The organism is Vibrio sp. 99-70-13A1, from assembly GCF_013114625.1.
Lineage (GTDB): Bacteria > Pseudomonadota > Gammaproteobacteria > Enterobacterales > Vibrionaceae > Vibrio.
Map to the genome: position 1 here is coordinate 35,754 of NZ_VTXD01000013.1, position 26,245 is coordinate 61,998.

Genomic DNA, 26,245 nt, shown 5'->3' on the forward strand with positions numbered 1-26,245 from the left:
AAATAAACGGCGAAAAAAAACACGTCTGTTTATGGGCTCTCAAATATGAGACTTCCACCACCATATTGGATAAAAAGGAACAGATTTATCATTTTCCTACTTGTAAATTAGGTGCTTAAAATTTTTATCGCTACAATCATTAATGAAGCGACTGTATAGCTAGAAATATATGGCGCACATTTTGATATTAATATAAACAAGGAGTTCTTATGAACAAGACGTTATTCGCAGCTGCAGCTTCCGTATTTATTCTTGCTGGTTGTTCTTCTGGTCCCGATGAATCGGCAATGGCAGGCATGGATGAGCTTAAAAACCAAGTTGCTCAACTAACTAGCGAAGTTAATGCGCTTAAAAATGAACAGTCGACAGCAGAAATGAAAGCTAAACAAGCCGCTGATTCAGCAATGGCAGCGCAAGAAGAAGCAGCTCGTGCCAATGAGCGTATTGATAATATTGCTCAGTCATACACAAAGTAGTTAAGTAAAAAGACACTCAATAGACGTTAACTTTACTGACTATCGCCGTTTACCCATACAAGGATAAACGGCTTTTTTATGCCTGTTGATCTTCGAAGCCGGATTTAACTAGGGCGAAACGATTTCAACGGGAACGCCATTTTGCGCAAAAATGACGGATTTTGCTTTAGAGTCAGACAATTGAGCATCCTGTAGCCACCATTCTAATTCAATGGGTACATTCAAATCTTTTTGTGAGCCGTCACTACGTGTTAACGGTTCATGTGCTTCAATGAACACGCTACGATCAGGCTCCAGAGCAATCTTTATTGGCTCATTAATAATCGTTACTTTCTCGCCTTTATTTACTTTTTCAAATAGCCATTCAATATCTTTTGGCTCCATTCTAATGCAACCAGAGCTTACTCGAAGTCCGATCCCAAAGTCTTTATTGGTACCATGGATAAGGTAATCACCCGCGCCATAGGCGAGTCGTAAAGCATATTGACCCAACGGATTTTCCGGACCAGCAGGCACAACCGGAGGAAGTTCTATTCCTTTCTCTAGATATTCAGCTCGAATAGATTTAGGAGGCGTCCAGGTTGGGTTCGGCCTCTTTTGGCTTATTTTCGTTGTCATTTCAGGCGTATCGCGCCCAACTCTTCCTATTCCAACGGGAAACACATGCACTTGGCTTTTATCAGCATCAAAATAGTACAAGCGAAGTTCGGCAAGGTTAATGACAATACCTTCACGAACGGTATTGGGCAGGATGAATCGAGTAGGGATACTTAACACATGCCCTTCATTCGGGAGAAAAGGATCAATCCCTTTATTCGCCGCCATTAATGACAAGAACCCAACATCATAATTTTTAGCTATTTCAGCGAGCGTTTCACCTTTCACGACTTCGTGTAATTGAATTCGCCCTACCACTCGGCTTTCATCGGTTGGTAATTGAAAAGTTGCGGCAGACAAGTGAGAAGAACACAGCCCTAAAGCGAGAGTCAGAACTTTCAATTTCCCTTTGATATTTTTGAATATTGGTCGCTTAGACTCGCAAGGCATAGTCATTCCTAAATAGCTCTATATTTAGAGTTTAGATTATCTATGTTTATAAGCTGCAACAACCTTAATGATTGATAACCATGCTTCATGCTCAATTTACGATCGATTTCACTTTAATCACAATCAAATAGTCACGTACTTTTTCCATTCTTCTACGCTAAAGATAGACTTTTTCGGTCATTAAAGCGTCATCATATGCACTCATAGACGGTCTAAAATAAAGATAATGGACAACAAAAACGATTGCCCATAAAGTTTCAACACATTTAGTTATCAACACTTATGAAATTCAATAGCTGAACTCATTCTGTGACAAAGCTCTCAAGGAACCTTTGTTTAACTCGCTAATATTGCCTCAACAGAACGAATTCAATTCAACAGAATTGGTAATTTACAAACCTGTTCCGTAAATTACCGTTTAAACTTTGGAGAACGACAATGGCTACCCCTCACATTAATGCACAACTTGGTGATTTCGCGGAAACTGTTCTAATGCCAGGTGACCCGCTTCGCGCAAAATACATTGCAGAAACGTTTCTTGATGATGTAAAGCAAGTTTGTGATGTTCGTAACATGTTCGGTTACACCGGCACTTACAAAGGCAAAAAAGTTTCTGTTATGGGTCACGGCATGGGTATCCCATCATGCTGCATCTATGTACACGAACTTATCGCTGAGTTTGGCGTGAAAAACGTTATCCGTGTAGGTAGCTGTGGTGCTGTACGTGAAGACGTTAAATTGATGGACGTTGTTATCGGTATGGGTGCATCTACTGACTCTAAAGTAAACCGTATTCGTTTCAACAACCACGATTTCGCGGCAATTGCTGATTACGGTCTTCTTGAAGAAGCAGTAAAACAAGCTCGTTCACAAGAAGTTCCTGTAAAAGTAGGTAACGTATTCTCTGCTGACCTTTTCTACACTCCTGAAGCTGATTTATTCGGCAAAATGGAAAAACTAGGCATCCTAGGTGTTGATATGGAAGCTGCTGGCATCTACGGCGTAGCTGCAGATCTAGGCGCTAAAGCACTGACTATCCTAACGGTTTCTGACCACATCATCCGTGGCGAAAAACTAAGTTCTGAAGAACGTCAAAAGTCGTTCAACGACATGATGAAAGTTGCACTAGAAACTGCAATCAACATCTAATTAATTATTGATAGTAATAGTTAATTGAAAAGAAATACCCAGCAGCTAAGTTCGCTTAGCTGCCCAGATAATCCCGAGGGGGCGATCGTGTCTAACGGCGAGCTGCCAAAAGATGCAGATGGTTTACAACTCAACTTTTGTAAAACATTGGCGTGTAACAACTTTGGCTTGAGCGATGCAAAACGTTATGTTTTGCAACATGCGAACCCTAAGCGTCCAGCGATGGTTTGTCGTGAATGTGGTGCGTTCCCCCCCTTACTTAACAACCGTGAAGTACTAAACGAGTTACATCGTTTACGTCAGCTTCATAGTGATGGATTGCCAGCCTGTCGCAACAATGACTGCGAGAGTTTTGGGCTTTCCGTACACACCCATAAACACCTATACCATGCTTTTGGTTATAGTGGTGATCGCCAGCGTTATCGCTGCAAATGCTGCCAATCAACATTTGTTGATAAATGGTCAGGATCCAATAAAAAACTTCAATTTCAAGAAAACCTCATGGGCTTACTGTTCATGGGCTATTCTGTACGTGAAATTTGCCGCAAGTTAGAGATCAATCCAAAAACGTTTTATGACCATGTGGATCATATCGCGAGCCGTTGCCGTAGAAAATTAGCAATGATCGATGCTCGCTGGGTGAATCATGCAAAAGATTACCAATTTGCTTCGCATTACCAACGTTTACAGCCAAACAGCAACAATGGTGTTGTGTGGATCGCGACAGGAGAAGCGCATTCTGGGTACATTTTATGCCAGCATGTGAACTACTCTCATTCAGAAGAACCAATTGGTGGTGTTGATCACAACCCATACGACGCAGCTTCACGATTTGTCTCTCGTGACCATACATCAGAAGCGAATGTCGAAACGCCAAAACCTTCAGAAAATTTACGTGAACGTATCGAGCAGCAATACCAAACCATTCTTGCTCGTGGCAATGTTGAAGACCCAATGGGGAACTTAACTACTTTCACCTACCCTTCTAAAGGTGCACTAATTCGTCCTCCTTACACTTCTTATGCGCATTTTTTACATGTGCTAGATATGTGTAAAGAAGACAAACATGTTTCAATCTATTTGCCACAAGATCCTCTACTAAGATCTGCCGCACTTAGCGTCTGCTTGCCGCGTATTCAAAGCCAAAATATTGACTTAATGTATGTAGAAGAAGATCAAACATGGGATGATAATGAAGGATTTGAGAAAATCGACATCGTCCACATGAGTTGGTGGCGAGATCGTTGGGCAATAGCAAACCAAGAAACAAGCCAAAAAGGCATTTGTTACCTAGCTGGAAAAAATTCAGAGCCTAAACAATGGTTTAACGAAGCAACAATTAAACATACCGAATTTTATCAGCAACGCTTTCAGCTGTTATTTGATAGCTTCATTAATGAACCTAGACGTAAACTGAGACCAGGTGGCATCCTTCCTCTTCTAGATATATTCAGAGCTTGGCACAATCTATGCTACCAAGATAAGCATGGGGCAACAGCCGCTCAACGCCTTGGCGTAACAGATCACCCTCTGACGCTAAAGCAGTTACTCTCATAACACAGCTAATTGATAAGATGTGGTGGATAGACCATAGGATAATAATCACTAGAATATGAGCTAACGCGAATTAATTATAAAGATATGCGTCTCATAAACTTTCTATTGAAGATAATTCGTGCTTATCCTATATCATGCTCTTATAATGATCGTGTTATCAATACGTTCGGTAATTATGGATATACGCCTTGGACAAACACCAGTACCTTCTTGAAACAGAATTGGAGCAACTCAAGAGTCGTGCAGATTCTGAGCCTCAAGCCATCTTAGAACTCTCACAACAATGCTTAGTGAGAGCTGAACAGATGCTGTTTGAAAAGGGGGCGATACAGGCATTAATGATCATGTCGCGTTGCCACTGGAACTTAATGGATTATCGAAAAGGCTTAAAAGATATCAAAGAAGCCTATTCTCGCCAAAACCGACTTGATACCGACATATTCCTTCCTGAAATCCTACACCTTCATGCTCTCCAGTTTTGGGGACAAGCTAAATACTACTCTGCCCAGCAATACTGGATAAATGCATTAGAACAATCTGCCCTCGTTGATGAAATAGAAATTCAAATTGAATGCTTGATTGGTCTTGGTAATATTTGGCGAATTACCCATGAATATAAATTGGCTTGCTCGACCCACCAGCTCGCGGTCAAGGTAGCAAACAGTAGCCGAATTGGCTGGCTTGAAGGAAAAGCAAGAATACTGCTTGCATGGGATTACTACCTTCTTAGTAACTATGTGGAAATGCTTTCTGTACTTGATGGTGCTGAAGAAGCATTACAAGATCACCACGACAATACCTGGCATGCAGAAGTTTGGGATTTTAGAGGGTTAGCGCTTCTGGGGTTGGAACGCTTAGACGACGCTGAAAAAGCGACGGAAAAAGCACACGGTCTCGCAATAAAACATAATCTGACGTGGATGAAAGCCCACTCATACATTAGCCGAGCAAGGCTACAGCTGCTAAGAAAGAAACCTGAAGAAGCTGCCGATTTATTAGTGTTAGCTGAACAGTCTGCAGGTTCATTCGATAATGGCGAATTACTCAGCCAAATTTGCTTTCAGCAATCTCTCGTTTCAGAAGAAAATGGCGACTATGAAGCCTCACTAATCGCTTTCAAAAAATATCGTAAGCATTCAATTGACATGCTTCGAGAACAAACCACACGAGTAGGTTTAGATAAAGCTCGCAGCTCAAAACGCCAATTGGAACAAAGAGCAAGAAAGCTCATAAATCGTATTCGTGGTCAGCATGAATATGATCCAGAAAAACACTTCTCACATGTAGTTTCAGAAACCTACTGGTGGGAAAAACTGGTTCTGTATAAAACAGAACTTAAGCACTCTAAACATGCAGTTATCATGTTTCAGCACGTAGACCCAGATTACCTCGAAGTATGTACTGAGCTCGCCCACGCGATATGCAATCAAAATGACCTCATCTCACGCTTGAGTACAGAACGAGTTGCTCTGATGCTTTCTGAAAAAGGGGAGGATGCAGAGCAAGTGTTCAATACACTCAAAGCTATGCTTGATATGTACCCATGGCACAGACGCGGACTAAAAGGTAAGAGACCAACCATTAGCCTCAATGACATTTTAACGTTCCCGTTCACTCTTGAGCAATTGGAAGAAACCCCAGAAAAGGTAGAGACTGATGGAAACGCTACTAAGTAAAATCACTGATGCCGGGCTTGATCCTTCATCCGTTTCTGGTGAAGAAGCCATTATTTTTTGGAATCATATCCGTCTTCATATTTCGACGACACCTCAAGAACGCGCCCACTGTTATATCATCAGCTCAGAATATAGAGCTGAGCTCAAGCAGAACCAGATCAGTATTGATGAACTGCGCCTTGCACTCGACCTGCTTTCTTTACCACGTGATGTTGAAGATATTTTAACGGTCAAATCCAGCCTAAGTGAGCGTTTAGTTGAAATCGGCGACTACACTGCAGCACTCAACGAATTTGTCAGCTCCTCCACTATTTCAGTAGAGCACGGCTATATTGATGAATACGTGATGGCTATTATCGGAATGGGTAACCTGTGTGACGCATATGGCGATCATAACCGTGCTTTACGTTATTACCAAAAGATCGAAAGTATTGACCATGCTATTAGCAGCCGTTCACTAAGGCTTCGCTTTAAATTACACATGGTCGCAAGCCTGATTTTACTCAACCGAATTACAGCAGCAAATGACCTTTTACGTGAATGTGAAGAACTGAGTATCTTAGTCAGTGACAAGCGACTAACCGCACAAATATTGCTGTATTGCGCTAAAATTTTACGCGCTAAAAAAGAGTATAACGAAGCTCTTTTGTGCCTTTCAAAAGTTCAGTACTCCTCAACCAATATCCAAGCAAGTTGGTTAGCGACTATGATTCGTTTAGAGGTCGCTCATAACTTAAATTCGATAGGTAAAGAGCACATTGCGAGTATGATCCTTGCAACCACCCACAAACGAATCAAACTTTATTCATCGCCTGTTTTAGCGAAAAGGTTTTATGACTCACTAAGTTCCGTGTGTATGACTCAAGGTCGTTTCAAAGAAGCATTGAGTTATGAGAAAAAAGGCTACCGCATTGAAACGGACTTAATGAAGCAGATTCCAATTAGTGAATTGGGAGCAAGCCAACTACGTCGCTTATCCCGCTTTGAACTGCAATTAAAATTGATACTTTCAGAACAAGAAAATAAAGAATTAAAGGAAACCACTGAGCAGCATAAAAACACCGTAGCTCAGCTGCAGCAAGATGTGTTTACCGATCCGCTAACCAACTTACATAACCGCCGTTGGTTAGATGTAAAACTGAAAGATTTACTGCTGCATGAAACACCATTTGCTCTGTTAGTTGTCGACATTGACCATTTCAAATCAATTAACGATGAGTTAAGCCATTTAGTCGGTGATAAAGCCATTGTGAGCGTTTCACATGAACTAGCCTCTTACTTCAAGTTTAGAGGGGCATCTTGTGTTCGTTTTGGTGGTGAAGAATTCTTGGTAATTTTAGAAAACTCAGATTTAGCGAAAGCTGAACTTCACGCGGAAAACTATCGAGAGCGTATATTCCAATATGGTTGGAGAGAAATACTTGGAGAGCGTGGATTAACAGTCAGTATTGGTATCACGCTACACCGTGATGGAGAGAATACTCAACGTACTTTCTATCGAGCAGATAAAGCGTTATACCGAGCAAAGGCTAATGGTCGTAACCAAGTATGTACTGAGTAGCTAATTTGCTATTTCCGCAGAAAAACTAAAATACAGCAACATGATAAAGAGCTCACATTGATGAGCTCTTCCTTTTTTATGCCCTTCTACTTCTACTTCTACTTCTACTTCTACTTCTACTTCTACTTCTACTTCTACTTCTACTTCTACTTCTACTTCTACTTCTACTTCTACTTCTACTTCTACTACCACTCAATGTTAAAACAAAATACTCTATAAAGGTTTTATTTTTTATAACAAATACTTACAGCCTAGTGTAAGATAAATTCAGACTCTTAGAAATTAACAAGGACCCGTTATGTTTTTAGACTACTTTGCCCTTGGCTTACTCATATTTGTCGCGTTAGTCATCTTTTATGGAATCATCGTTATTCACGATATTCCCTATGAAATTGCCAAAGAGCGCGACCACCCACATCAAGATGCGATTCATGTCTCCGGCTGGGTGAGTCTTTTCACTTTGCACGCAATCTGGCCATTTTTATGGATATGGGCAACACTCTGGCGCAAAGACAGAGGCTGGGGGTTCGCAAAACTTGCAGAAGAGCAACATGATATTCACCACCGTGTCGACACTCTGATTGATCAAGTTGCTTCACTTCAACAAGAAGTTGCACAATTAAAGCAGCCTACTGCTCAAACCAACTCAACTTCCGAGCAACAAACAACATCGCAAAATTCAACTGATGCTCAAAATCAGGAGGTGAAGTAATGGATTTACTGCTGATAATGACTTATGCAGCACTTTGTATCACCATTTTCAAAGTGTTTAAGATCCCTCTGAATAAATGGACGGTCCCAACAGCTGTACTTGGTGGGGTTGTTTTAATTGGTACTCTGATTCTTCTGATGAACTACAACCACCCGTTCACTCAGATTGGTAACCAAGTCTACTCAACAACTCCAATTGTTTCAGGTGTTCGTGGCAAAGTAATTGAAGTGCCCGTAGAAGCGAATAAGCCATTAAAACAAGGTGATATTCTATTCCGCATTGACCCAATCCCTTTTGAAGCTGAGGTTGCTAAGTTACAAGCTAAAGTAAAAGAAGCGAGCCAAGGAGCACTAGGGCTTGAATCACAAGTCGGAGAAGCTGAAGCCGCTAAAATCAAAGCCATTGCAGAAAGAGATAAAGCTCAACGTGAATTCTCTCGTTACGAAAGAGGCTTCAAAAGTGGCGCTTTCACTGAGCAACAACTCGATACAACAAGGCAAGCTTATAAAGCAGCAGAAGCCGCGTTAAAAGTCGCAGAAGCGAATCAACAACAGGCACAAATTGCACTCAACTCTGAAATTGGAGGTGAGAACACCGCCGTTGCAGGTTTGCTTGCAGACTTACGTGTTGCAGAGTTTAACCTTGACCAAACCGTAGTGAGAGCCCCTACCGATGGCTACGTGACACAATTGGCTTTACGACCGGGTGTCATGGCAGTGCCTCTACCACTAGCCCCTGTCATGACATTTGTTCATACAGAAGCTCAGTTCTATACGGCGGCATTTAGACAAAATTCACTGCAACGCTTACAGCCTGGGTTTGAAGCTGAGTTCTTATTCCGCGCTCTGCCTGGAAAAGTCTTTAAAGGTCGTATTGAAGAAGTAATTCCAGCAATAGGCGAAAGCCAATTCCAAGCTAGGGGTACCCTGCTAGGTACTGATGCACTGAGAACTAATGGTCGTGTATTTGCAAAACTGACGATTACTGATGATCTGTCTGAGTACCATTTACCACTGGGTACAGCCGTGGAAGTTGCCGTTTATTCAGACAGTTTTACGCACGTTTCGATCATGCGTAAGGTTCTTATTCGAATGAAAAGCTGGCAAAACTTCTTGTACTTAGATCATTAATCAATTGATTTAAAAGTATAAAATAAAGATTAAGCCAGAGCGTTAATGCTCTGGCTTTGTTTTTCCCTTCCCCTGAAAACTACCCATCCATGCGCTGAATGAATTTTAGACATCCAGACACTTAGCTTTCCCAAGAGACCTGTTCTCCTGTATACTGCGCGCCTTATTTTTGATATTTGCCTAAAAAATCAGCTTGTTTAGAGATTTACCAATAACGGCAATTATTAGGCTCTTTAAAGCATTTATCTTTTTGTATTTGAGGTTATCCATGAACTTTTCAGCTAAAACTGTCGTCGTGATTGCGATCGGCGCCGCTCTATACGGCATTGGTGGTTTACCAATGTTTGGCGTGCCTGTTTTTGCCAATACTACACTTAAGCCAGCCATGGCTGTATTAGCATTATTCTCAGTACTGTTCGGTCCAATCGTTGGTTTTTTAGTTGGCTTTATTGGCCACTGGGTAACAGATTTGTTCGCAGGCTGGGGCGTTTGGCTTACTTGGGTGCTTGGTTCAGGTATTGTCGGAATGGTTATTGGATTATTCCCGACCATGACGAAAAATCGCCTACAACAAGGTGAACTTCCGATGAAAGATTTTGCTCTTTTTGTGTTACTCGCACTGGCGGGTAATGTGGTTGGTTACGGCTGCTCAGCATTCTTAGATACTATCCTTTACGCAGAACCGTTCACCAAAGTCTTCACTCAATTATCAATTATTGCCGCTGGTAATACAGTATTGATCGCTGTTGTTGGCTACTTGATTTTAAAATCCGTAGCTAAACGCAATAAGCAAAGCCGCAACCTTACTGAGGCATAAGCGATAATGACTATAGCATTTTCGAACTTCTCTTTTAGATATGAGTCGCTGGATAAACCGACGCTAAAAAATATCGATCTAAGGATAGAGAAAGGAGAGAAAATCGTCATTATTGGTCCTAGTGGTAGTGGGAAATCTACCCTAGGGCAGTGCCTAAACGGTCTAGTTCCTCATGCAATTAAAGGGGAAACATCGGGATCATTGCATATCAACGGTCAAGACTCATCTACGTTTGATATGCATGATTATACCGAGCAAGTTGGCACAGTATTGCAAGACACTGACAGCCAGTTTGTTGGGCTGAGCATTGGTGAAGACATTGCTTTTGCGTTAGAAAACCAGCTGATGTCTAACATTGATATGTATCCTCTAGTGAAATCAACGGCAAAAATGGTCGACCTTGAAACCATGTTAGATCGTTCACCACACGACTTATCTGGTGGTCAAAAGCAGCGAGTATCCCTAGCAGGTATTTTGGTTGATGATGTGGATGTTCTGCTGTTTGATGAACCCCTTGCGAGTTTAGATCCTAAAACCAGCAAAGCTACTATCGAGATTATTGATCAGCTACACCAAGAAACTCATAAAACCATCATTATTATTGAGCACCGTCTTGAAGATGTTTTACATAAACATGTAGACCGCGTAATTCTGATGGAACGTGGCGAAATCATCGCTGACACAACACCTGATGAAATCCTAGCTTCTGGTTTACTCGATATTCACGGTATCCGTGAACCGCTGTATCTTTCTACGCTTAAAGCCGCGAACGCTCCTTTGACTAAAGAAGATAAACTGTCGGTATTCGAACAACTTGATTTCAAAAAATTCCGACCAAGCATTCAAACATGGTTTGATCAAAGACCAAGTGTCGAGCCAGCTCAAAACTGCCCCACTCTTCTCGAAGTTCATGGCTTAACTTATTCGTATGATGGCGAAAAGAATGCGCTTGAAGACGTAAGTTTCAAAATTGGCAAAGGTGAATTTGTCTCTATCTTAGGCAAAAATGGATCGGGCAAATCTACGATCACTAAGATTATCATGGGCGTTATCGAGCCAGACTCTGGCTCTTCTTACTTAAATGGCGAAGAACTTTCTCAAATGTCTATTTTTGAGAGAAGCCAAAAAGTAGGCGTGGTCATGCAGAACCCAAACCATATGATCTCACATCACATGATTTTTGATGAGGTAGCATTTGGTTTACGCAATCGCGACGTAGACGAGTCTGAAGTTAAGAGCAAAGTTGAGTCTGTTCTAGAGCTTTGTGGGTTGAGTAAATACAAAAACTGGCCAATTGAGGCTTTGAGTTATGGGCAAAAGAAACGAGTCACTATTGCCTCTATTTTAGTGCTAGAACCAGAACTTCTGATTCTCGATGAACCGACTTCAGGGCAAGATTACCGTAACTACACCTCTATGTTGAATTTCATCCAGAAATTGAATAATGAGCTTGGAATTACGGTTGTCATCATCTCTCATGACATGCACTTAGTCCTTGAATACACAACCCGCTCGATTGTTATTGCAGATAGTAAGCTGATCGCTAATGCGCCTATGACTGAAGTATTTAGCCAGACATCTTTACTAGAAAGGGCCAACCTGTGCACCACAAGTATTTATGAGCTTGCAAGTAAGATGAAAATTGAAGAGACCAATGCATTCATGCAGCATTTTATTGACTATGAACGAGGTTCATTATGAATGCATCAAAAGTGAAATTTGGTATCAATTACATCGATACTCAATCACCACTGCACGCACTTAATGGCATCACTAAGTTCGCTCTTTTCCTTGCATGGGTGACAGTCGTATTAACCACATTTGATATCAGGCTCATCCTTACTCTGATATTCACAGGCTTGTTCCTGCTCAAAATGACACAAGTGCCTGTGCGTGTTTATAAGCCTCTGCTTATAGGTACAGCCAGTGTATTACTGCTCAATGCTTTGTTCATGTATTTACTTGCCCCTCAGCAAGGGCCTGAGTTTATTGGCAGTGAACATATCCTACTGACTTTACCGGGAGGTTATTCATTAAGCCAAGAGACTCTATTTTATCTGATAACCGTGACGTTGAAATACATGAGCATGTTCCCTATCGCGCTCATATTTGTATTCACAACGCATCCTACTGAGTTTTCAGCGAGCTTGAACCGTATTGGTGTGCCTTACAAGATTGCTTACGCAGTAAGCCTTACACTGCGTTATTTACCTGAAGTAAAAAAAGACTTTGTAAATATCATGCATGCTCAGCAAGCACGAGGTGTCGATCTATCGAAAAAGGCATCATTAATTACTCGAATTCAAAACGTGGCGAAGATACTAGGACCACTGATTTTTTCGAGTTTAGACAGAGCTGATGAAATATCAAATGCGATGACTTTACGTGGATTCGGCAGGCATAAGTCTCGGACTTGGTACAGCTACTCGCCTCTAAAGAGAATTGACTTTGCTGTACTCATCACTATTTCCATCATCGTCGTTCTTGCGATTACAAAGCGAATACTCGAAGAACAACTATTCTGGTATCCGTTTTGAGTCTGGTATCCATTTTGAGTTAAGTTCGACTAACGAGAGCTTCTCGCTCTTAGCTAAACGAATAATCAGAAACATAAAACAAAAAAATACCGCTCTAATTTAGAGCGGTATTTTTATTTATATTGAATCAACTTAATTCATACAAGCTGACCAAACCACAGATTCAAATTAGCTAAAACAAACTAATCAAATCAGTAGGCTCAACATTAGTTAAGCTTATAGAAGACGGTCGATAATGGCGGCAATCTCAACTCGATAGATTGGTCTAAACCTTCGCTTTGAATCTCTTCAATCACGACCGTTTGTTTCACTTCGAATTCACTACCATCAAACTCTTTCGCATCCGTATTCAATAGTAATGAATACTGCCCAGAGCTAGGCACGCCTAAACGGAATCGTTCATGAGGCACGGGTGTAAAGTTAGAAACAACCAATACACGCTCACCCGACTCACTAATACGCTCATGCGCTAACACACTCGCTTCCGCTGAATCTTGCAGGCGCCATTCAAACCCTTTAGGGTCAGAATCCAGTTCGTGCATTGCTAGCTCTGAACGGTATAGGTTGTTCAGACCTTTCGTTAGGTTTTGCAAACCTTGGTGGCGTTCGTAATCGAGCAAGAACCATTGCAATTGATCATCATGATTCCATTCAGCCGTTTGACCGAATTCCGCCCCCATGAAGTTCAGCTTCTTACCTGGCTGAGCATACATATAGCCCATGTAAGCACGTAAATTCGCGGTTTGCTGCCACTCATCACCTGGCATCTTGTCATGGATAGAGCCTTTGCCGTAAACCACTTCATCATGAGAAAGAGACAATACGTAATTCTCGCTGTGTGCATACACGAGTGGGAAAGTAATAGTGTCGTGGTGATACTTACGGTTAATCGGGTCTTCTTGGATATAAGATAAACTATCGTGCATCCACCCCATATTCCATTTAAAACCAAAACCTAAGCCACCCATAAATGTTGGTGCAGACACACCAGGGAAAGCAGTAGATTCTTCAGCAATTGTCATGGCATTTGGGAAGTGTTTGTATACTTCTTCATTCATCCATTTCAGCGTTGCAATAGCGTCGTAGTTTTCATTACCACCATCGACATTTGGCACCCACTGGTCATGGCTACGCGAGTAATCGAGGTAAAGCATTGAAGCAACAGCATCAACTCGAATACCATCAATATGGAATTGTTCGAACCAATACAGAGCATTAGAAACTAAGAAACGACGAACATGCTCACGACCTAAATCGTAAATGTATGAATTCCAATCCTGGTGCCAGCCTCGACGTGGATCAGGATCGTGGAACAGTGGTGTTCCATCAAAGTTTGCAAGACCGTGATCATCGGAAGGGAAGTGCGCTGGAACCCAGTCAAGAACGACACCTAAACCAGCTTGGTGGCACTGATCAACAAAGTATTTAAAATCGTCAGGAGAACCAAAACGGCTAGTCGGAGCGAATAAACCAATTGGTTGATAACCCCAAGAGCCATAAAACGGATGCTCTGATACTGGCATTAATTCAACGTGTGTGTACCCTAAATCAGTCAGGTACGGGATTAGCTCAGCGGCTAATTCACGGTAATTTAAAAATTCACCTTCCGCATTACGCTTCCAAGATCCAGCATGAAGCTCGTAAAAAGATAATGCTTCTTTACGCTTCTCTGTGATTGGACGATTTTGCCACTTGGTATCTTGCCATTCGTAACGATTGTGGTCGTACGTGATGGATGAGAAAGAAGGGTATTGCTCAGAGTAGAAACCCCAAGGGTCCATTTTATGAGGTAAGCCTTCCCCATTTGGTCCTTTCAATTCAAATTTGTACTGAGCACCTTCTTCCAAGTTTGGAATGAATAGCCCCCAAATACCGTAATCTAAACGTTGCATTGGGTGGCGACGACCATCCCATTCGTTAAAATCACCCACTAAACTTGCTGCTGTTGCGTGTGGTGCGTACACAAGAAAACGAGTACCTGAAATTGTCTTTCCATCACGCTCTAGAGTCACAAATTGTGAACCCATGTGCTTGTACATTTCTTTCGGAGTATGCAGCTCTTCGTAACCTGCATATAAGCCATGGTATTGATATGGGTCATCAATAATCTGTTCTACACCCGACCAATTAATCGCAAGTTGGTAATGTGTGAAACGTAAATCACGCTTTTGCCCAAGAAGAAATCCACTTTCATTCTCTCGCTTTAACTCTACGCGTGGTTCATCTCCAACAATCAGCTCTACTTTATCTGCCCCAGGGATCCATACACGCAACGCACCTTCGGCTGCAGGTAAGTATGGCCCCAAAAATGAAAATGGGTCAGCATATGAAGCCTGTGACAGTTGGGTATATATTTGTTTTTGCTTTGAAATGACGCTTTTTTCCAAAACTTATCTCCCTAACCAAACATCAAAAAATACTATACAAAAATGCCCGCTAATTATGCGGGCAATATAACGACGATTTAGTTTACCTGACGAAGGCCTGTGATTGAGTGACCAAGGTTGTAGTTTCGTATTCGACTGCAATAAAGTGCACTACATTCTCGGTCATCCATCCAGTTATTCTCCAGCTTTGCTACGAACTTCTGTGAGTCGCGATGCCACTCTGTTCACGCCTTCGTGGGCAAATATTTCATCTAGATTCATCGATAACTTACGACGCCAGTTTGGATACTCATCAACAGTACCTGGAATATTCACTGGTTGGTCCATTTCTAGCCAATCTTCTAGCTGAATACTAAGCAAGGTTGATGAACCCGCAGCTACATGTAACTGCAACGCTTCTGCTAAGTAAGCATCCATTGGTACTTGGCTTGCATCACGCCCTACACCTTCAGGTAAGAACCCGTGCCATGCGACTGAATCTAAAATACCTTGCTTACACTCTAAACGATCATCAAATAACGTTTCTAGTTGAGCAGCATCTGGATATAGACCAATTTCTTCACCCATTTTTAAGTCATCACAATGCCAGAAACCACGAAGTGTTGGCATATCATGCGTACATAACGCAGACATTGATTGATCAGCATAATGCTTAGGTGAAATGAAACCACCATCTTCTTCAGACGTTTCGAAGAAGAATACCTTGTAAGAGTGGACACCTGCATCTGCAAGAATGTCGACAATCTCATCTGGCACAGTACCTAAATCTTCACCAATCACACTACACTGATGACGGTGTGATTCAAGCGCAAGAATGGAAAGCATGTCTTGTACTGGGTAGTAAACATATGCACCTTTGGTTGCATCTTCACCACGTGGAATCCACCATAAGCGTAATAGACCTAAAACATGGTCTATACGTAAAGCACCACAATGCTTCATGTTCGCTTGTAGCAGTTTTACAAATGCATCATAGCCTGTCGCTTGAAGTACTTCTGGGTTTAGCGGCGGTAAACCCCAGTTTTGACCAAGGGGACCAAGAATATCTGGTGGAGCACCAATGCTCGCATCCATCACTAAGTTGCCTTCATCTGCCCAAGTTTCACTTCCTGAATCAGCGACGCCTACAGCTAAGTCACGGTACAAACCAACCGCCATGCCTTTCTCTTCAGCTAAACGCTGTGCATCATCAATTTGGCAGTCAGCAATCCATTGTAAGTACATGTAAAGTTGTACTTTCTCTTGATTGTCTTTAATGAATTTCTGAGTCGCTGGGTTATCAAATGTGCGGTATTTCTCAGGGAAAACAGGCCAACCCCACATTCCGCTGTCTTCTGAATGAAGATCGGCATGCAGTGCGTCGAATGCAGCTTGTTGAGTTAAGCTATCACCACCTATTTCGGCAAACGCTAAGAATTCTTGTGCACGATCACTATTCTTATCTAAATGACGCTTTTTGAATTCAGCGAAAAGCAAAGGAAGAATACTCATCTTAAGATCAGAAACTTCAGTGTAATTCACCCAGTGTGATTCACGAGCTTTTTGCAAACGTTGTTGGAATTCAGTGCTACCAACAGTTTGTTGTGCTTCTGCACTTAATGAGAACTCAGGTACTGAACTCACATCAATGTAAAGAATGTTTAACCAACGACGTGAAGATGGGCTGTATGGGCTCGCACCTTCTGGATTCGCTGGAAATAACGAATGAATCGGGTTCAAGCCGACAAAATCGCCACCACGAGATGAGATATCTGCGACCAATTGTTTCAGATCGCCAAAATCACCGATACCCCAGTTATGCTGAGTTCTCAATGTATAAAGCTGAACACTCGGTCCCCATAGCTTTTTACCATCATCAATGGCATCTTGTTTAAAACATGCTTTCGGTGTGATGATAAGTGCCATTTCATAAGGTGTTTTACGACGCTTACGGCTCACTATCAGTTTGTGGTAACCCCACGCCAAATCACTTGGCAATGCAAACACTAAAGGGCCACCCTCTGCACGCTCATCTCGAACGACTTGAGATTGAAGATAGCCTTCAAGTACCTCTCCCTGCTCGGTTTCTAAGCGCCAGCTAAACTCACTTTCACGGGCACTTGCACCTAGGTTAAGCGCCACTTCTACGGGCTCACCATCTCGCAAAACAAGAACTGGGTCTAATACGTCTTTCTTATGTTTCTTTTCTGCTGACTTTAATAATGCAGCGTCATTACTTGTGTCGTAGCCTAGTGAAGCCAATAAGTGTGTAATTGTCTCATCTGAAACTTTAGCTTCATCGCCCCATGCACTAACGTAGCTATCTGCAATGTTTGCCATTTCTGCGACTTGTTTTAATACGTTTTGATCTTTCATCGCTCTCTCCGAAGGCACTGCTTTTACGCCTTCTAAATCTGTAGGGGTTCTATCAATTAAAAGGCCAAGGCAGTGGACTGCCTTGGCGTTGTTCAAACTCTTAGCGTTTTACGGCTTCAAGTTTCCAAATGTTGTTCACGTAGTCGCGTATTGAGCGGTCTGATGTGAATTTACCAACCAATGCGGTGTTAAGAATGGCTTTCTTAGCCCAACCAGCTTGGTCTTTGTACTGTTTGCCCATATCTTCATGTGCTTGAACATAAGATGCAAAGTCTGCAAGACATAGATAAGGGTCACCGCCGTCTAGTAGGCTATCAAATGTTGCACGTAGTAGACCTGGTTGACCTGGGCTGAACTCGTCGCCAGTCAGTAAGTCTAGAGACGCTTTTAGTAGTGGGTCTGCATTGTAGTAATCGTATGGGTTGTAACCCTGAGCTTTCAGTGCAACAACACCATCAACGTCTAGACCGAAGATGTAGATGTTTTCATCGCCAACTTCTTCACGAATCTCAACGTTTGCACCATCCATCGTACCGATAGTTAGAGCGCCGTTAAGAGCCATTTTCATGTTACCTGTACCAGAGGCTTCTTTACCTGCTAGTGAGATTTGCTGAGAAACGTCAGCTGCTGGAATGATAATCTCAGCCATGCTTACACGGTAGTCAGGCATAAATACCACTTTAAGCTTGTTACCGATGCGAGGATCGTTGTTGATCTTCTCTGCAATCTTGTTAACCGCGAAGATGATTTCTTTCGCTAGGTGGTAACCCGGTGCTGCTTTTGCTGCGAAGAAACATACGCGAGGCTCACATTCGAAGCCAGGTTCGTTAAGAATACGGTGGTATAGAGATAGAATGTGTAGCAAATCTAGGTGCTGACGCTTGTATTCATGTAGACGTTTAATTTGAACGTCGAAGATAGCGTTAGTATCTAGCTCGATACCCATGTTCTCAGAAACCCAATCAGCAAGGCGCTGTTTGTTTTCTTTCTTAACAGCCATGAATTCTTTTTGGAATTTCGCGTCTGTTGCAAACTTAGCAATACCTTCAAGTTGCTCAAGTTTTGCTGGCCACTCAGTACCGATCTTGCCTGTGATTAGGCTAGATAGACCTGGGTTACAGAACTTCAACCAACGACGTGGCGTAATACCATTCGTTACGTTAGTCAGCTTGCCTGGGAAGATCTCGTTGAACTCTGGGAACAAGTCTTTCTTAACCAGTTGAGAGTGAAGCGCAGCTACACCGTTTACTTTGTAAGAACCAATCACACATAGGTTTGCCATGCGAACCATGCGGTGGAAACCTTCTTGGATGATAGAAAGCTTCGCTTGCTTCTCACCGTCACCAGGCCACATCTTACGAACTTCTTGCATGAAGCGGTGGTTGATTTCAAAGATGATTTCCATGTGACGAGGAAGTAGACGGCTGATTAAAGATTCAGACCAAGTCTCTAGCGCTTCAGGAAGTAGTGTGTGGTTCGTGTATGCGAACGTATGAGCACTGATTTCCCAAGCTTGGTCCCAAGTTAAACCTTTCTCATCAATCAAGATGCGCATCAATTCAGGGATAGCGATCGTTGGGTGCGTATCGTTAAGCTGAATCGTTTCTTGCTTAGGCAGATCTTCTAAAGAGAAACCTGCAGCTTCGTGGCGACGTAGAATATCGCGAACAGACGCTGCTGAGTGGAAGTACTGCTGCATTAAACGCAGTGTCTTACCTTTCTCGTGGTTGTCGTTCGGGTAAAGAACTTTAGTGATGTTACCTGCATCGATTAGCGAGTGTTGCGCTTCGAAGTAGTCACCGTTGTTAAAGCTTGCTAGTGAGAATGGTGCAATTGCCTGACATTCCCAAAGACGCAGTGGGTAAACCGTGTTTGACTCGTAACCTACGATTGGTAGATCCCAAGGCATTGCTTTTACTTCCATACCTGGAACCCAAGTACGTACTTCTTTACCGTCAACGAATTCAACTTCTACATGACCGTAAAAACCAATGTGTTGTGCTAGTTCTGGACGAGCGACTTCCCATGGGTAACCTTCAACACCGCGCCATGCGTCAGGTGCTTCTTGTTGACGACCGTCTTGGAAAGACTGTTTGAATAGACCGTATTCGTAGTGAAGACCGTAACCTACTGTTGGGTATTCTTGAGCGGCACAAGAATCCATGAAACAAGCAGCAAGACGACCAAGACCACCATTACCTAGTGATGGGTCGCGTTCTTCTTCTAGAAGGTCAGTTAGGTTTTGACCTAGCTCTTCCATTGCATGAGTGATCTGTTCGTATAGACCCATGCTGATCAGGTTGTTACCTGTTAGACGACCAATCAAAAACTCTAGTGAAAGGTAGTTAACACTTTTCGCGTTTTTAACTTTTTCGTCATTTTCTGTTTGTAGAAGATCAAGCGTTGTAAGCTCTGCTAGCGCACGCCCCATTGCTAGGTACCATGCGCGGCTATCCGCAGTTTCAACCGTTGTTGCGTAGGTTGCAGAAAGGTGTTTCTTAACATTCTCTTGGAACGACACTTTATCGAAAGTTTTTTGCTGAGTTGGTTTCATTTCAGAAATCTCGCTTTTAATAGTTCTAATTCATCTGTGACATATCGTGCATGGTCACCATTAACTAAACATCATCCCGAAACTACACCCTATAAGGAGTAGATCAGAGGGAGTAGAGGGCGTACCCGTAATCACTTAGTGATCTGAATCTCATCATCTGACGCATAATAAAAATTTCGAGTGACTACGATCACAAGCCTCTATTCGATAACCTAACCTCAAATAGAAATATTCCTGTTTACATAAACCTAATCACTTATCAATTTTGATGTTCAGATCACGAAATATTTTCAATCTCTTTCATAAATTGCATAATTTTTCGTACAGACAAGAACCACTTCACAATCAAAAACCCAACCAATAAGTGATTCTAATCACAAAAAAGGGGCGTAGATGACCAAAAACAGGCAGAAGAGCAAGATTTAAGAAGTCGATCATAGTTTGTTGTATTCCGCTTCACGTAACATGCCCCCATAAATCAAACGGAAATTGGTATTGCTACCCGTTGAACCATGGCATCTTGCAACCAAAGCATTTTGTAACCAAGGTTTATATGCAACTTATACCAACCCCTTAAAAGGTTAGACTTCTATATGTGGATCCCATCAAAACTGACTCGCCCTGGACGCTTACATAATGCAATCGTAAGACCTCGAGTATTGGAGCTATTACAGCAAGCACCATTTTATAAGCTCGTCTTATTTCGCTCCCCAGCAGGTTATGGAAAAACGACCATGGCGGCGCAATGGTTAGCAGATAAACCAAACGTGGGTTGGTACAGTATTGATGACAGCGACAATGATGCCTTTAGATTCATTAACTACCTACTTCAGTCGTTAAATAAAGCCACTCAAAACGCTTGTCCAAACTCTCAAAAGCTGGCGGAAAAGAGACAATTTTCATCCCTTCACTCTTTACTAAGTGAAATCTTCTCAGAGATGTCTAATTTCCATCAGGAGTGCTTTTTAGTACTGGATGACTACCACCTGATCGCCAATGACGATATTCATGAAGCCATGCGTTTCTTCTTGAAACACATGCCTGACAACCTAACGCTAGTGGCGACAAGCCGTGCCACGCCACCTTTGGGCACTGCAAACCTTCGTGTCCGTGACTTGATGATTGAAATTGGCAATGAATCGCTTGCCTTTGATACAGAAGAGACCACGCGATTCTTTAACTTGAGAGTCGCGAATGGAATAGATGATTCCACAGCCGGTAGCTTATGTAGCTATGTTGAAGGTTGGCCTTCTGCCCTACAATTAATAGCTTTGCAGGCTCAGCACCAAAAACGAACTTTAGTTCAAGCAGCCGAATCGGTTTCTCACTTCAACCACGCACACCTTTGGGATTATCTCGCTGAAGAAGTTTTTGATTTACTGGATAAAGAGACACGACATTTCCTAATGCAATGTTCCGTTCTTGACCATTTTAATGATGAGCTCGTCTGTGCCCTCACCGAACGTGAGGATGCTTTAGGTATGATCGAGTCTTTAAACCGTTATGGGCTATTCATCTACCCTCTAGAAGGCGAACATAAGGGCGAGCATAACTGGTACCGTTTCCACAATTTATTCGCAGAATTTTTAGCTCATGAGCGCCAAGCTCGCATTCCTCAACAAGAAGAAGAACTTCATCGCTCTGCTGCAAAAGCGTGGCTGAAACAAAATACGCCTCATCAAGCATTACGACATGCTCAAAGAGCCCAAGACGGTGATCTGATTGTCGAGATCTTGAATGACACCGGTTGGAAGATGTTTAACCAAGGTGAGCTTTCGTCTTTAGAGATGGCAGTAAAACAACTGACACGAGATCAGTTATTTGGTAATCCAAAACTTTCGATGTTAAGAGCATGGCTAGCACAAAGCCAACATAGATATGACCAAGTAGGCACACTATTAGAAGAAGCCGAAAAGGAATATAAAGAACGTAATATTGTGTTAGATACTCAATATCAAGGGCAATATAATGCACTTCGAGCCCAAGTCGCGATTAACAGCAGCGATCCTGAAAACGCTTTAGAGCTTGCAGAATTGGCACTTAGCCAACTCAATACCAATGTCTATCGCAGCCGCATTGTAGCGACATCAGTGGTAGGCGAAGTCAATCACGTAATGGGTAATTTAAGTCGTGCATTACCTATGATGCAGCAAACAGAAAAGCTGGCACGCCAGTATCAAGTTTATCATCAAGCGTTATGGGCGATTCTCCAACAAAGCGAAATATTGATTGCTCAAGGGTATGTTCAAGCGGCTTTCGAATTACAAGATTCAGCTTTTAAACTGATTGAAGAACATCAGCTTCAATACGTACCTTTGCATGAGTTTTTATTACGTGTGCGCGCTCAGATATTTTGGTGTTGGAACCGTCTAGATGAATCAGAAGAGTGCTGTTATAAAGGGTTAGATATTTTGGGGCATCATTCTCCAAGCAAGCACCTTCACAGCTATTCAATGCTAGCGCGTATCTCCCTTAGCCGCGGTGAAATTGATAAAGCAGCAAAGTTCATTGACCAAATCCAGCACTTACTGCGCCAGTCTACTTATCATGTAGATTGGACAGCCAATGCATCTTTGTCACTTATTTTATTCTGGCAGGTCAAAGGCAATAAAGAAGCAATACAAGAATGGCTAAACGCAGCCGCGCGCCCTGAAACCGCGAGCAACCACTTTTGCCAACTTCAATGGCGTAATATTGTAAGAGCGCATATTTATTTAGATCAATTTGAAGAAGCAGAAACCGCTTTGAATTTCCTAAAAAATGAAGCAGCTAAATCTCAGTTAGTCACGGACACCAACCGAAACCTGATTGTTGAAGCGGTTTATCATATCCAAACGAAAAATGAAGAACATGCTCGTACCTTGCTAGAAGAAGCACTGCACATGACGAATCAAACCGGCATGGTGGGTAATTTCCTAGTAGACGGCAGTACGATTGGTCACATCCTTGATAAATTAAGCAGTAAACCAGGTCTTGGTGATTTAGAGCGCCACCGCGCGCAACAAATCATGAAAGATATTTCGACAACACAGCGCAGCCGATCCATTCACTTTGATGAAGATTTTGTTGAGAACTTGGTTAACCACCCTAATATTCCTGAACTTGTGCGTACAAGCCCACTGACTCAGCGTGAATGGCAAGTGCTTGGGTTGATTTATTCTGGATTCAGTAATGAACAAATTGCCCAAGAACTCGATGTCGCTGGTACAACGATTAAGACGCACATTCGTAACCTTTACCAAAAGCTGAATATTGCGAATCGAAAAGAAGCGATCAGTACTGCAGAGAACTTATTACAACTGATGGGATACTAAACTCTACATTCACGACTGACTCAGCTGATAAGTAGCACTCTTGCTACAAATTACATAAAGCCATCCCAAAACGATTTTGGGGTGGCTTTTTTGCATAATAAGTTTCTGCATACAACAAAGAAAAGTGAGCCGAGTAATATAATTGACGCAATAGATAGATAGATAGATAGATGTGCAGTTTAGACTTAGTTGAGTGTTGAGTGTTGAGTGTTGAGTGTTGAGTCAGAATGATATGTGGCTTTGTCATTCAAGCCTTAATCCAGTGCCATAGAAAGGTGAGCAGCGCAAACGACAGATAAAAAAATAGCCAATCGCAATAAGCGCGATTGGCTCTATATATATTGTGAACAAATTGGTTCACTAACAACGTCAGTTGGCTAGGTGACCCTCGGCTTAAGAAGGGTCAATTTATATAATGCAGATAGCATGCCAACTTTAAATCAGGCTATTTTGAGTAAATTGTCGCAAAAAACTCCTAATTTCCAATGTGGATTTGCATTATGCAATTGCACTTTGCATATGCATGCAAAATAGATATGAATACTGTTGCTATCAAAGGGTAGGCAAATCCCTATTTTATTAGTTTTATGAACTGTCGAGCGTGATCGCACACAACATCGAGTTGCACATCTATAATTGATATTTTTTCTACACTATTCTTTGTATACTGCGGGCAATTCTCATCAACTTTACGTAGCAATGAATTACTTAAGCACTTTTTTTAAAGGTATGGCTATGGGCGCAGCAGATGTTGTGCCTGGCGTATCTGGCGGTACCATCGCCTTTATTACTGGGATTTACGATACTCTTCTTGAAAGTATTAGACGCATCAACCCAAGCCTATTCGGCATATGGAAGCGTGAAGGTTTTAAAGCCGCATTTAACCACATCAACGGCTTTTTCTTAATTTCATTGTTCGGTGGCATTTTTACCAGCATAGCGACATTAGCTAAATTAATTTCATGGCTACTGGTTACTCACCCTATCCCACTGTGGTCATTTTTCTTTGGACTGATTCTAGTCTCTATTTACCATATTCTTAAACAGGTCGAAAAAAGAGACGCTTTGCGTTTTGTGTTTCTATTGTTAGGGGTCGCATTCGCTTACAGTATTACCATACTGAAGCCTCTGCAGATGGAACCGACTAGCATCAACATTTTAATCGCAGGCGGAATTGCTATTTGTGCGATGATCTTGCCGGGAATCTCTGGCAGTTTTATCTTACTTCTTATTGGTATGTATACTCCGGTACTCGCCGCTGTTAAAGGCTTCCAAATTGACGTGTTGGCGTTATTCCTTGGCGGTTGTGTGATTGGTCTATTAACCTTTTCGCACGTACTGTCTTGGCTATTGCGCTCGTTCAGAGATTTCACGTTGATTTTCTTAACCGGTTTAATGATTGGAACACTTCCAAAAATCTGGCCTTGGAAAGAAACCATCAGCTGGCGTACTAACTCAAAAGGCGAGCAAGTTCCTTTAATTCAAGAAAACCTGTCCCCATTTGAGTTTGAAACTATCACATCTCAGCCATCTCAATTAGTGCTAGCAGTTGTTATGATGCTAGCTGCTATTGCTTTTGTATTGGGTCTTGAGAAGTTTGCAAGTCACGGAAATGAAAAGTAATAACAGTCGTTTCTAGCTTCTAGCTTCTAGCGCATAAGCATTACGACTTCACTTCATATTTCAATCAAATGCCGCCCTTCTAATGATGGGCGGCATTTTTATTCACTAAGGGAAATGTGTTCTAACATTAGATAAATTAAGCTGAATAAACTCTGTGTAAAATACTAACACCTGCACATAATTTCCTTTTGATACAAATACGTATTGGCTGTTGTGATAACATCGCGACTTTATAGAATGAAATGGAAATGTCTGATGCATTCTGCATTTAAAGTTGTTGCGGTAATCACTGCACTTACCGCTGGTTTTTATGGACCTCAAGCCCTAGACAAGATTCAAGAATCACTCGGCTCAGATATGGAAAATATCGATCTCGCGGACTATTGCATGCTATCAGCAGACACATGCAAACAAGAATCCATTTCAATGTCACTTGATAAAAATACAGCCCAGCCACTTATCCCTTCGACAATTAGAGTTACTTGGCCTAATGCAAAACAAGACACATTGTTGTTGTCGCTAAAAGGGCTTGAAATGGAAATGGGCACCGCCCTCTATCAATTACAATCGGTAGGCGGAGATGAGTATGAAGGCGAAATTATTCTACCCGTATGCACACTTGAAAAAATGACTTGGGTTGGAGAGTTAACCGACGGCACAACAACGATTCACCCTGCAATAAGGATGGCAAGATGAGTAAAAATTGGTCTTTAGCGCTAATCGTAGCGTTTGTTTTAGGGTTCGGCGTGAAAGTTTATTTAGACGAGCAAGCGACAACCCAGGCTAAACAAGAAAAAGCACAGCAGCTTTCTGAAACCACTCTATATGGAAAAGACGGTCAGCCAGCTACAATATTTGACGAGGCTGACCCACGTGTTCGAGTTGTCTACTTTGGTTTCACACGTTGCCCAGACGTATGCCCAACATCACTAGCCATGCTGGCAGGGGCACTCAATCAAATTACCGATGAAGATAAAGCCAAACTACGCCCTATGTTCATTTCTTTAGATCCTGAGCGTGATGCTGCGGACGCATCTTCTCAATACGCACAATATTTTCACCCTATGATTGAAGGTCTGTCTGGTTCATTAGAAGCAACAACGTCTTTGGCTCATAACTATGGGGTCATTTTCCGTAAAACAGAACTTGAAGGCTCTGAGCTTGAATACACTTTAGATCACAGTTCTTATTTCTACTTTCTTAAGCCAGATGGGACATTAATTACTAAAGTGCCTCACACTTTAACCCCTGCGCCTATCGTAAATGCGATAAAAGAGCTTACGGTTAACTAGTTTTAGTTATACGGCTAGATTAAGAATGAAACAAATAATGGACCAAATAAAAAGGTCC

The 26,245-nt window shown here is 42.1% G+C and carries 19 protein-coding genes; 14 read left to right on the forward strand and 5 right to left on the reverse strand.

Annotated elements, in window-relative coordinates:
* Window positions 1–209 precede the first annotated feature (209 nt).
* Window positions 210–476 carry an Lpp/OprI family alanine-zipper lipoprotein gene (locus F0226_RS10255; RefSeq protein ID WP_137371940.1) on the forward strand — a complete coding sequence of 89 codons (267 nt, stop codon included), beginning with the start codon at window positions 210–212 and terminating at the stop codon, window positions 474–476.
* A gap of 108 nt (window positions 477–584) precedes the next feature.
* Here the strand turns inward: F0226_RS10255 and F0226_RS10260 are convergent, their stop codons facing one another.
* The gene (locus F0226_RS10260) at window positions 585–1,529 is read right to left on the reverse strand and encodes a L,D-transpeptidase family protein (protein ID WP_171735542.1); all 945 of its coding nucleotides are present in this window, start codon (window positions 1,527–1,529) and stop codon (window positions 585–587) included.
* A gap of 432 nt (window positions 1,530–1,961) precedes the next feature.
* Between F0226_RS10260 and deoD the strand changes: the two genes are divergently transcribed.
* The 4 genes from deoD (at window position 1,962) to F0226_RS10280 (ending at window position 7,466) form a co-directional block, all read left to right on the forward strand.
* Window positions 1,962–2,672, forward strand: coding sequence for a purine-nucleoside phosphorylase (deoD, locus tag F0226_RS10265; protein ID WP_171735543.1), 711 nt, complete (start codon window positions 1,962–1,964; stop codon window positions 2,670–2,672).
* Window positions 2,673–2,759: 87 nt separating this feature from the next.
* Complete coding sequence (locus F0226_RS10270) at window positions 2,760–4,229, forward strand: IS1 family transposase (protein ID WP_171735544.1); 1,470 nt, start codon at window positions 2,760–2,762, stop codon at window positions 4,227–4,229.
* Between the two features lie 188 nt (window positions 4,230–4,417).
* Window positions 4,418–5,905, forward strand: coding sequence for a hypothetical protein (locus tag F0226_RS10275; protein WP_171735545.1), 1,488 nt, complete (start codon window positions 4,418–4,420; stop codon window positions 5,903–5,905).
* The gene (locus F0226_RS10280) at window positions 5,886–7,466 is read left to right on the forward strand and encodes a diguanylate cyclase (RefSeq protein WP_171735546.1); all 1,581 of its coding nucleotides are present in this window, start codon (window positions 5,886–5,888) and stop codon (window positions 7,464–7,466) included. The genes F0226_RS10275 and F0226_RS10280 overlap by 20 nt, the downstream gene beginning before the upstream one ends.
* On the opposite strand, the gene F0226_RS10285 is transcribed toward F0226_RS10280, so the two are convergent.
* Window positions 7,467–7,658, reverse strand: a complete 192-nt coding sequence (locus F0226_RS10285) for a hypothetical protein (protein WP_171735547.1) — start codon at window positions 7,656–7,658, stop codon at window positions 7,467–7,469.
* Window positions 7,659–7,764: 106 nt separating this feature from the next.
* On the opposite strand from F0226_RS10285, the gene F0226_RS10290 reads away from it, so the two are divergent.
* The 5 genes from F0226_RS10290 (at window position 7,765) to F0226_RS10310 (ending at window position 12,662) form a co-directional block, all read left to right on the forward strand.
* Window positions 7,765–8,178: a DUF3302 domain-containing protein gene (locus F0226_RS10290; protein ID WP_171735548.1), complete on the forward strand. Its 414-nt coding sequence runs from the start codon at window positions 7,765–7,767 to the stop codon at window positions 8,176–8,178.
* Window positions 8,178–9,308: an HlyD family secretion protein gene (locus F0226_RS10295; protein ID WP_171735549.1), complete on the forward strand. Its 1,131-nt coding sequence runs from the start codon at window positions 8,178–8,180 to the stop codon at window positions 9,306–9,308. Before F0226_RS10290 ends, F0226_RS10295 begins: the two co-directional genes overlap by 1 nt.
* Window positions 9,309–9,576: 268 nt before the next feature.
* Complete coding sequence (locus F0226_RS10300) at window positions 9,577–10,125, forward strand: ECF-type riboflavin transporter substrate-binding protein (RefSeq protein WP_171735550.1); 549 nt, start codon at window positions 9,577–9,579, stop codon at window positions 10,123–10,125.
* A gap of 6 nt (window positions 10,126–10,131) precedes the next feature.
* Entirely contained in the window at window positions 10,132–11,826 is a 1,695-nt protein-coding gene (locus F0226_RS10305) for an ABC transporter ATP-binding protein (protein WP_171735551.1), read from the forward strand.
* Complete coding sequence (locus F0226_RS10310) at window positions 11,823–12,662, forward strand: energy-coupling factor transporter transmembrane component T (protein WP_171735552.1); 840 nt, start codon at window positions 11,823–11,825, stop codon at window positions 12,660–12,662. Before F0226_RS10305 ends, F0226_RS10310 begins: the two co-directional genes overlap by 4 nt.
* Window positions 12,663–12,868: 206 nt before the next feature.
* Here F0226_RS10310 and glgB read toward each other — a convergent pair whose 3' ends face one another.
* The 3 genes from glgB to F0226_RS10325 form a co-directional block, all read right to left on the reverse strand.
* The gene (glgB, locus tag F0226_RS10315; protein WP_171735553.1) at window positions 12,869–15,049 is read right to left on the reverse strand and encodes a 1,4-alpha-glucan branching protein GlgB; all 2,181 of its coding nucleotides are present in this window, start codon (window positions 15,047–15,049) and stop codon (window positions 12,869–12,871) included.
* Between the two features lie 174 nt (window positions 15,050–15,223).
* Window positions 15,224–17,404, reverse strand: a complete 2,181-nt coding sequence (gene malQ / locus F0226_RS10320) for a 4-alpha-glucanotransferase (protein ID WP_171735554.1) — start codon at window positions 17,402–17,404, stop codon at window positions 15,224–15,226.
* 100 nt (window positions 17,405–17,504) lie between these two features.
* Window positions 17,505–19,958 carry a glycogen/starch/alpha-glucan phosphorylase gene (locus F0226_RS10325; RefSeq protein ID WP_171735555.1) on the reverse strand — a complete coding sequence of 818 codons (2,454 nt, stop codon included), beginning with the start codon at window positions 19,956–19,958 and terminating at the stop codon, window positions 17,505–17,507.
* Between the two features lie 593 nt (window positions 19,959–20,551).
* Between F0226_RS10325 and malT the strand changes: the two genes are divergently transcribed.
* The 4 genes from malT to F0226_RS10345 all read left to right on the forward strand — a co-directional run bounded on the left by malT (window position 20,552) and on the right by F0226_RS10345 (window position 26,187).
* Window positions 20,552–23,272, forward strand: coding sequence for an HTH-type transcriptional regulator MalT (malT, locus tag F0226_RS10330; RefSeq protein WP_171735556.1), 2,721 nt, complete (start codon window positions 20,552–20,554; stop codon window positions 23,270–23,272).
* A gap of 699 nt (window positions 23,273–23,971) precedes the next feature.
* Entirely contained in the window at window positions 23,972–24,895 is a 924-nt protein-coding gene (locus F0226_RS10335) for a DUF368 domain-containing protein (protein ID WP_171735557.1), read from the forward strand.
* 255 nt (window positions 24,896–25,150) lie between these two features.
* Window positions 25,151–25,591: a hypothetical protein gene (locus F0226_RS10340; RefSeq protein ID WP_171735558.1), complete on the forward strand. Its 441-nt coding sequence runs from the start codon at window positions 25,151–25,153 to the stop codon at window positions 25,589–25,591.
* Window positions 25,588–26,187: an SCO family protein gene (locus F0226_RS10345; RefSeq protein ID WP_171735559.1), complete on the forward strand. Its 600-nt coding sequence runs from the start codon at window positions 25,588–25,590 to the stop codon at window positions 26,185–26,187. The genes F0226_RS10340 and F0226_RS10345 overlap by 4 nt, the downstream gene beginning before the upstream one ends.
* Window positions 26,188–26,245: the final 58 nt, after the last annotated feature.

Coding starts and splice junctions, on each gene's coding strand:
- F0226_RS10255 (WP_137371940.1), top strand. CDS start 210: ATGAACAAGACGTTATTCGCAGCTGCAGCTTCCGTATTTATTCTTGCT.
- F0226_RS10260 (WP_171735542.1), bottom strand. CDS start 1,529: ATGACTATGCCTTGCGAGTCTAAGCGACCAATATTCAAAAATATCAAA.
- deoD (WP_171735543.1), top strand. CDS start 1,962: ATGGCTACCCCTCACATTAATGCACAACTTGGTGATTTCGCGGAAACT.
- F0226_RS10280 (WP_171735546.1), top strand. CDS start 5,886: ATGGAAACGCTACTAAGTAAAATCACTGATGCCGGGCTTGATCCTTCA.
- F0226_RS10290 (WP_171735548.1), top strand. CDS start 7,765: ATGTTTTTAGACTACTTTGCCCTTGGCTTACTCATATTTGTCGCGTTA.
- F0226_RS10295 (WP_171735549.1), top strand. CDS start 8,178: ATGGATTTACTGCTGATAATGACTTATGCAGCACTTTGTATCACCATT.
- F0226_RS10300 (WP_171735550.1), top strand. CDS start 9,577: ATGAACTTTTCAGCTAAAACTGTCGTCGTGATTGCGATCGGCGCCGCT.
- F0226_RS10305 (WP_171735551.1), top strand. CDS start 10,132: ATGACTATAGCATTTTCGAACTTCTCTTTTAGATATGAGTCGCTGGAT.
- F0226_RS10310 (WP_171735552.1), top strand. CDS start 11,823: ATGAATGCATCAAAAGTGAAATTTGGTATCAATTACATCGATACTCAA.
- malQ (WP_171735554.1), bottom strand. CDS start 17,404: ATGAAAGATCAAAACGTATTAAAACAAGTCGCAGAAATGGCAAACATT.
- F0226_RS10325 (WP_171735555.1), bottom strand. CDS start 19,958: ATGAAACCAACTCAGCAAAAAACTTTCGATAAAGTGTCGTTCCAAGAG.
- malT (WP_171735556.1), top strand. CDS start 20,552: ATGTGGATCCCATCAAAACTGACTCGCCCTGGACGCTTACATAATGCA.
- F0226_RS10335 (WP_171735557.1), top strand. CDS start 23,972: ATGAATTACTTAAGCACTTTTTTTAAAGGTATGGCTATGGGCGCAGCA.
- F0226_RS10340 (WP_171735558.1), top strand. CDS start 25,151: ATGCATTCTGCATTTAAAGTTGTTGCGGTAATCACTGCACTTACCGCT.
- F0226_RS10345 (WP_171735559.1), top strand. CDS start 25,588: ATGAGTAAAAATTGGTCTTTAGCGCTAATCGTAGCGTTTGTTTTAGGG.